This window comes from Paraburkholderia sp. UCT2 (genome assembly GCF_014397665.1).
GTDB classification, from domain to species: Bacteria; Pseudomonadota; Gammaproteobacteria; order Burkholderiales; family Burkholderiaceae; genus Paraburkholderia; species Paraburkholderia tuberum.
Map to the genome: position 1 here is coordinate 1 of NZ_VZQO01000091.1, position 7139 is coordinate 7139.

Genomic DNA, 7139 nt, shown 5'->3' on the forward strand with positions numbered 1-7139 from the left:
GCGTTCAGAAGCGACTTCAGAAAGGCCACTTTGTTGGGGTCCAGCGTGCTGCCGTCGGCCAGCGTCATGAAGTCCCACGAAACGCCGAGGCGAACCGTACCCACGCCCAATCCGGCAATCAGATCCAGGTCCTTTGAGCATTCGCTCAGCGCCGTCTGATCCGCACTCCAGAGATTGCAGTTCACGTCCATTGCAAAACGGTCGTTTCCGCTTCCGGTGGGCGGCGGCTGCAGCGCCGCGAGTTGCTGAGCAGTGGCCGTAGTCGCGTTCGTTGTCTTGGCGCGACCGTTCTTCGCGAAGGCCGACATCGGCTGCCCACACAAAAGTGTTAAGACGGCGAATAAAAAGAGAAGTGTGAGTTTCATTTCTAAACTATAAATGCTGTCGCCTGAAATTGGTTCCGAAAACGTCAGAGTTAAGTGTGCCGCTGAACATCAATTGTTGAAGCGACCGCATTGACGGCACGGATATGTCGAACACGCGCGTCGAATACCGTGTCGACGTCAGAGTCCCGCACAGACACTACACTTAAGAACAGAGCGACTCAATCTTCCTAAGGATGCGCCCCCTTGTTCGGCATCAGTCCCTGCTGAAGTTTGTTGTGTGACGCAATGCCTCACTATCAGATTTCCGACGCCGGTTGCGCCACGCTTGTCGGCATATCACGAAGTCTTCGCGTCGAACTCCGCAATGAGCGAATCGTCCAATCATGTACGGGAACGCACATCGATTCGCAGTGCCGAACCGAAATACTTGCGACTTCGATGTGCAGCGCGAGTCATCGCATAGACCTTGCCGCGGTCAGTCATTACACAAGTTGTTCCTTCATCAAATTTTCTTTTTTCCTGGAGATGAAAACTGTCGTCTCTCTTTAGACAAATTCGAAATCACGGGCTTTCGAAAGAACGGTTTACACGTCTGATAAAAGTATGCGTCTGACCTGAACGCTTTGTCATGATATTTACGAGCGATCCCTAACGATAAGACCAATCAAAGAACGAAGCCATGATTCGAATTCTGCGTATTTGATTGGCAGAAGAACTGTTGGTGCACCTGATGAAGGCGACGTGTCGCGATCGAACTGTACGATGGCGACTTTATGCGCTATTGCTAACATTCGGTCTTTGAGCGAGATGTTACGCTCGTCGTGACTCGTCAGTGAATCAATGAAATTAGCTTCACTAAACGATTCACTTCCACACCAAAATCTGGTTTGCAAGCGCAGGGTGCCTACGCCCGCATCGTTCCCCACGAGTTTCCGAACTGAGGAGATAGTATGTTCGAATCCAACGCCACCGCGGATCCGAAACTGGAAGAGGCGTGCCTTGAGGCGAATTCAAAACAGGTCGCCATGGATGACTCGAACCCGCAAAGCGAGAACCTCTTCGGCGCAAGGTGGGACGACGCAGTGAAGAGAACGATGGACGTTTGCGGGGCGTCGGTTCTACTCATCCTGCTCTTCCCGGTTCTTCTGATAATTGCGCTGGCAGTCATGAGCGATCACGGAAACGCCGTATATGGTCATCCGAGAATTGGCCGAGGAGGACGTACTTTCAAGTGCCTGAAGTTTCGCTCCATGGTCAAGAACTCGGATGAAGTTCTCGCCAAACTACTCGCAACCGATCCGCAGGCTCGTGCGGAATGGGACCGCGATTTCAAGCTTAAAAACGATATTCGCGTGACGCCGGTTGGCCGCATTCTGCGCAAGACGAGCCTCGATGAGTTGCCGCAACTATGGAACGTGCTGCGCGGCGATATGAGCCTGGTGGGACCCCGTCCTATCGTGCAGAAGGAGCTGGTGCGATATGGCCGCGATGTTCGTTACTACCTCGCGCTGAAGCCGGGAATGACAGGCTTATGGCAGGTCAGCGGCCGCAACGATGTGGACTATCCGACGCGGGTTTCGCTCGACGTTAAATACGCAATGAACCGCTCGCTGATATTCGATATGTCGATTCTTCTGAGAACCGTCAAAGTGGTGTTCGCGAAAGACGGCGCCTACTGAGTCGGCTGAGGTCCTTTCCCTGTCGTAGATTGCATGTCGTCCCGATCGCGGTGACCGATCGGAGATGTGTTCCGCTATTGCTGCGCAATTCACGAGAAACATGTTATGAGAGTGGTCCACGTAATCGAATCGACTGCTACAGGAACGCTTGCAGTTGTGAGCACGCTTGCGACGCGCCTCGCCAAGGAAGGTCACGAGGTGTATGTGATCTATTCAGAGCGCGAGGAAACACCGAAGAATTTGCGCGCGATGTTTCACTCTGACGTCGTCCTGCAGCATCTGCAGATGAAAGGGCCATCATTGGCACGGATCATGTCTGTCTTGCGCCAACAACTCATCGAATTGAACCCGGATATCGTCCATCTGCACTCGTCATTCGCAGGTTTCCTGGGACGAATGTCGACCTTGTTTGCGTTGCCGTCAACGGCGCTTCTTTATAGCCCGCACTGCATCTCTTTCGTACGGCGAGACATAGGCAGGTTGAAGCGATACTGTTTCGCCGCGTTGGAGTTGCTTGCGTGTGTGAAGAACTGCACATACGTTGGCTGCTCCGAGAGTGAATGCGCCGCTATTCGCCGCTATCTTCGGCGAGATGCAGTACTGGTCGAAAACGCGATCGATCGGGCTGTCAGTGTCCAGGGCAACAATCGTTTGGAAAGCGCCGGAAAAGTCGGATCGACGAAAAGGCGAAAAATTGTGACTGTCGGCGGCATTCGTGTCCAAAAGAATCCGCGATTGTTCGCGGAGATTGCACGCTCGCTTGATCGGGACGGCGTCGAGTTCGTATGGATCGGCGACGGCGACGCAGATCTCAGGAGGACGCTCGAGGACGCCGGCGTGCGTGTGACCGGTTGGCTTACGCGTGCTGACGTAATCGCGGCTGTGGCGCAAGCGGATATCTATTTGTCGACAGCTTCCTGGGAGGGAATGCCGATTTCTCTGATTGAAGCAATGACGCTCGGCACACCCGTTGTGGCGTCAGATTGTCCCGGCAATATAGACACCATTCGTCACAATTCGACCGGCGTTCTTTATCGGACGGCTGCAGAAGCGACTTCGCTGATCCGGAAGATGATAGTCGAGGATAAATTTCGTGAAGGTTTATTGCGGCGCGCGCAGGAGGAAGCGCGCAACAGATTCAGTGAAGATCGTTTCTTCAACAACATCGCGCTGCTTTATTCGGCCCAGTTGAGAAGCATTCGCCAGGGCCGTTCGGTGCTGAGCGAGTGACTACTGCGCGATTTGCAGCAAGCCGTCGTCTGGGACCGATTGCATACAGTGCTCTTGCCGAAGTGAACAGTAGCGGACAAAAGCCTCTTCACGCGCGTGACCATCAACTCTTCATCGATTCGCGCAGTCGGGACGGGCGAAGAACTGGCCCGAACGTGCCGATGGGGCGCGGCAAGAATCGAAGCACCACTCCGTAACCAACGTTCACGGAACGCCGATCGCGACGAGACTGACTTTTGAGAAATGGTTTGCGCGTGTCATCGCGCAAACCATTTTAATTTTTAGAGCCGCGCGAGATATCGCTCCACACCCGAGGCGGCGATTATATCTGTCCACCGCAAATGCAGCAGCGTGGAGGGGTCATTTTTCGGCACCATATCGCCGTGGAAATTGCAGATGCTAGAGAATACGTCTGGGCCCGTTACTTTACATTGAATTCCAAACTTGGCGGCGGCGTTCAGATTCGAAGGCGAGTCATTGCAGATGATTCTTTTGCCGAGCGCAGCATATTCCAGAAGCTTGGTCGGCGTCTGCACGTCGTACGGACGCTTGTACGGGATGGTTGAAATAGCAATCTCGCAGTTGCGAACCACCGCGAGGGCATCGCGTTGCGCAAGACGTCCCGTGAACAGGATGCCGGGCGATCGAAGATATGCGTCGGAGATTTCCTTTTCAACAGGCCCAATCAGAACGAGGGTATCCGAGTCGCGCTTGGCGGCCAGGAAGTCCCTGATGAAGCCGACAAAGCCGCGTTCCCGAGTTATCTCGCCCAGATAACAATACGTTCCCGACGGAAGCGCCTGGTTGCGGTCAGCATCCGTTGTGAAAATCCAATCTGGTACGCCCATCGGCAGGAAAACGGTATCTACTCCGTCGCGGAAGCCCATGACTGCACTCATTGAGTCGTTCTGAAATATTCGAAGATCGGGCCGTGGTTGAAACGTTTTCTTGATGCTGTCCTTTAGCGCACTGTTACGCCCGACAGACAGCGAGCGGTAATCGTGGATAACGTATTTTGCAGCAGGGATCCTGGGGTAAAAGCCCATGATGCACCAGAGAATGTACTCCTCCGGATTCTTGACTTTTTTGTAATCATCCAGCGTCCCTGACGTTACCTTACAGTTGTTTCTCACAAAATACTTCGTGTAGGCGTCTATCTCAGGATAATTCGCCTTGCCGGGGTGAAGAATGAATATCTGCATGTCATTGCCACCGTTCAAATGTCGTCTCTTCGGCTGACTCAGTGCTACCAAGGGCAGTTCGAGTCGCATTCGTTGAAATGTCGCACGTCAATGGATTGGTCAAGCGTTGGTTAGCTTGATATCCGTTGGCAGAAATGTCGCGACGTTGGACTGCTCTATCACCCGGTCCCAAATGAGGTCTGCGAAGTCCGTCCGACGATTCGCTGTCGCACCGCGCGCGGCGTCTTCATCGATTCCGTCAAAGATGTTCGCCGTGGTGATCACACTATGGATGCCCATCTCTTCACAGCATCTGATATTCGACGGCGAGTCGTTGCACACGATTTTCTTGCCGAGCGCAGCATATTCGAGCAGCTTGGTCGGCGTTTGATAGCAGTGCGGCCGGTGATAGGGGAAATAGCACACTGCAACATCGGATTCGACCACGTGCTTCAGCGCCTCACGCTGCGGCAACGGCCCGGTGAAAATGATATTTTTTGCATTCGAAAATCTTTCGTAGATGCGCGGGTCCGGTTTTCCCACCAGGAGGAGGGAGACGTCGCGCTTCTGAAAGTTGTGTATAAATGCTTCCAGCACGCGATCGAAGCCCCGCTCGACGCTCATTTCGCCGATATAACAGAAATCAGCTTTCTTTTCGGTTTGACCGCCATCCTGTACCTCGAAGATCCAGTTCGGCACGCCCATGGGCAGGATCACACTGGGTACGCCGTGACCGAAACCCATGATCTCCTGTTGCCGTTTGTTCTGAAAGATCCGCAGATTCGGCTGGCAATTGAAATACCGCTTCGCGACGTCTTTCATCGCCGGCCAGCCGCCGACGGAGAGAGAACGGTAGTCATGGATGACAAAGTCGGATTCAAACCGGTTCGGATAAAAACCCATGATTTCCCACAACACGAAATCTCGTTTGTTATCGAGGGCGCGGTAATCGCTGATTGTTCCGACCATCACATCCACGCCGCGCGCTTTAAAATAGTTTTGATAGGCAGTAATTTCCGGATAATTGGCGGTACCCGGAGACGTGATGAAGATTTTACGCATGCCGCCTTCCTTTTTAACCGTGGAGATAAGGAACAATAAGGCCGTTACGAATAATGCACTGGCGGTCCGGTGGCGCCTTTGATTGACAGGTGCTCGAACGTTGACCGCTTGTTCTGCTCGAAGCCGAGATCGCGCGCGATAGTATTTTTATTAGCGAATACCTTATCGTGACGATTCGCCGCCCTGGGTTGGATGCAGCGCGGTGCACGACGGTGTCGTACGCCGCTGCGCGAGCTGTCGCGTCGGCGCTGTGCTTTCTATGCCTGGTTCAATGCACGTGGCCTGCTAAAGATGCGCTGAGCGAGGCGCCTGACGCGTCCCAGTCGCAGATAGCGCGGCACCAACGTCAGGCCCGTGAGCTGCGCGGCGAACCACGACACGGAAGAGTCATCGTCAATGTCGAACGCCTTGAGTCGGAACGGGTCGCTTCCTTCGTCATTCCAGCCCACGTCGGTCGTGCGTGCGGTCTTGTAGCCGGCGGCCTTCAGCAGCTCGACTTCGCGCGGACCATAAATGCCATAGGGATACGCGAAATGCTCGCAAGGCTTACCTACGATCCGTTCTACCTCCGACTTTGATAGCGCAAGCTCTTCAAAGCATTCGTCATCGTCACAGAAGGTTAGTGTCGGGTGATAGCGTGTGTGAGACTGAAAGTCGACATAGGGGCGCATTTCTTCAATATGGGCGGCGCTGAGGCCACTAATCGTCGCCGCTGGGTCTGGCAAGTCCTGACGAAAGCCTCGCGCGTCGAGTTCAGCCAGGCGCTCGTGGTTTTTCATGCGAATCAGCCGCTTCACACCTGCATCCCTCGCGACAGGATGTAGGAACCAGTGAGTACGATCGTGCGCCACGACACTGCTGCAGATGTAAATGGTCGGGTACACCCCGTACTTGATGAATACGGGCAGCAGATTTGCATTGCCGATATGCCCGTCGTCAAACGTGACGGCCACGCGCGGGCGACCACTACCTCGCGAAGTTGCCTGCGACAACGGCACGAACTCGACCTTGTCTTTCAGGTACTCAAAATGAGCCTCGAGCGTGGCGGGCGACGGATCGTGATAGAGCAGAATCGCGGTGCGATCGCGCCAGAGAAAGGCTCGAATCGCCGCGGGGGTTCCACTGAAAAGCAGCGCGCGTGTGAATATCTCACGCATCAATTGTTTCATATGCATCCCAATCTAACGGCGTTGAATGGGATTGTGCCGTCACGGCCACAAACGCGATGTGCGTTAGCGTACGGAGGTGATGACCGTCTTCAGATAGTCTGGGATACTTGTTAGTGTGAAATATACGCTAATTTTCCACCGAGGAATCTACTGCGGGGAAACAGTAGTTCAGCGGAGAATTAGGCAGTCTTATCTTTGTACGGTAAGACGATTATTCTGAAGTTGGTGGCGCGCAAAGCAGAGGAATTGTTGACAGATTGCGTTGCACACCGAACTGACGCGCGCAGCGCCCGCACCCAAAATGTTGCCGTCCCGTGACAAAAAGCGAGATCTGGCAACGCCGCATCGGCTGCACATTAAATCGGGCTTCCACCCTTTTCGTACACCCGCCCTGGGGTTTCGATGAATCAGAACTCTCTGCTTACGAATGCTGCCGTGCTCCGGAATAACGATGTAAGTCTTTCGCGTTATTTCGACGTTCTAATGGCCAAC

At 53.9% G+C, this 7139-nt stretch carries 4 protein-coding genes and 2 pseudogenes; 2 read left to right on the forward strand and 4 right to left on the reverse strand.

What is annotated here, in order from left to right; all coding sequences use genetic code 11:
- Positions 1-308, reverse strand: a pseudogene (locus tag F6X39_RS37215) (hypothetical protein); the annotation flags it as partial.
- 1100 nt (positions 309-1408) lie between these two features.
- On the opposite strand from F6X39_RS37215, the pseudogene F6X39_RS35425 reads away from it, so the two are divergent.
- Positions 1409-2005 (forward strand): annotated as a pseudogene (locus F6X39_RS35425) (sugar transferase); the annotation flags it as partial.
- A gap of 105 nt (positions 2006-2110) precedes the next feature.
- On the forward strand, positions 2111-3235 hold the full coding sequence (locus F6X39_RS35430; RefSeq protein WP_187620052.1) for a glycosyltransferase: 1125 nt from the start codon (positions 2111-2113) through the stop codon (positions 3233-3235).
- A gap of 281 nt (positions 3236-3516) precedes the next feature.
- Here F6X39_RS35430 and F6X39_RS35435 read toward each other — a convergent pair whose 3' ends face one another.
- From F6X39_RS35435 to F6X39_RS35445, 3 genes are all read right to left on the reverse strand, one after another.
- Positions 3517-4437 carry a glycosyltransferase gene (locus F6X39_RS35435; protein WP_187620053.1) on the reverse strand — a complete coding sequence of 307 codons (921 nt, stop codon included), beginning with the start codon at positions 4435-4437 and terminating at the stop codon, positions 3517-3519.
- A 99-nt stretch (positions 4438-4536) separates the two neighbouring features.
- A complete protein-coding gene (locus tag F6X39_RS35440; RefSeq protein ID WP_187620054.1) occupies positions 4537-5478 on the reverse strand; it encodes a glycosyltransferase in 942 nt (313 codons plus the stop codon).
- A gap of 257 nt (positions 5479-5735) precedes the next feature.
- Positions 5736-6647: a polysaccharide deacetylase family protein gene (locus F6X39_RS35445; RefSeq protein WP_187620055.1), complete on the reverse strand. Its 912-nt coding sequence runs from the start codon at positions 6645-6647 to the stop codon at positions 5736-5738.
- Between the last annotated feature and the right edge of the window lie 492 nt (positions 6648-7139).

Excerpts from the sequence above, each read along its gene's own strand:
- F6X39_RS35430 (WP_187620052.1), top strand. The coding sequence starts at position 2,111 with ATGAGAGTGGTCCACGTAATCGAATCGACTGCTACAGGAACGCTTGCA.
- F6X39_RS35445 (WP_187620055.1), bottom strand. The coding sequence starts at position 6,647 with ATGAAACAATTGATGCGTGAGATATTCACACGCGCGCTGCTTTTCAGT.
- F6X39_RS35435 (WP_187620053.1), bottom strand. The coding sequence starts at position 4,437 with ATGCAGATATTCATTCTTCACCCCGGCAAGGCGAATTATCCTGAGATA.
- F6X39_RS35440 (WP_187620054.1), bottom strand. The coding sequence starts at position 5,478 with ATGCGTAAAATCTTCATCACGTCTCCGGGTACCGCCAATTATCCGGAA.